Origin of the sequence: Pseudomonas typographi, assembly GCF_014694385.1 — a bacterium.
GTDB lineage: Bacteria > Pseudomonadota > Gammaproteobacteria > Pseudomonadales > Pseudomonadaceae > Aquipseudomonas > Aquipseudomonas typographi.
In genome coordinates this window covers 1-366 of sequence record NZ_JAAOCA010000151.1, presented here as the reverse complement: position 1 = coordinate 366, position 366 = coordinate 1, and the positions used below count along the sequence as shown (strand labels likewise).

The window sequence follows — 366 nt, the reverse complement described above, 5'->3', positions numbered from 1 at the left end:
CCGTCTACCGCGGCAAGTACACGACTGAGGCGGGCGCCAAGCGCCTGCTCAAGCAAAACCACGGCAGCCTCGAGGCCGCTTGGGATGCGTGCTTCAGCCGGGTATCGCCGGCGTACATACAGCGCGGCGATGTGACGATGTACGACGCCCCAGGCGGCCGAAGCATGGCGGTGTTCTGGGCCAACGAATACTGGTCCGTTGCCGACGATGGAGTAGGGCGCATCGACTGCACGCCGCTGGCGGTCTGGAGAGTTGAGTAATGAGCAGTGCCGTCAAAAAGGTTGCCCAGGTCGCCATTGGCGCGGTTATTGGGTTCGCACAGACCGGCAACCCCATTGGGGCGATTATCGGCGCCGGCCTGGCCTT

1 protein-coding gene is annotated in these 366 nt (G+C 63.9%); it reads left to right on the top strand.

Going from position 1 to position 366, the window contains the following annotated elements:
• Positions 1-260 (top strand): DUF6950 family protein (locus tag HAQ05_RS28180; protein ID WP_420825805.1); only part of this gene is annotated, 260 nt, incomplete at its 5' end.
• Positions 261-366: the final 106 nt, after the last annotated feature.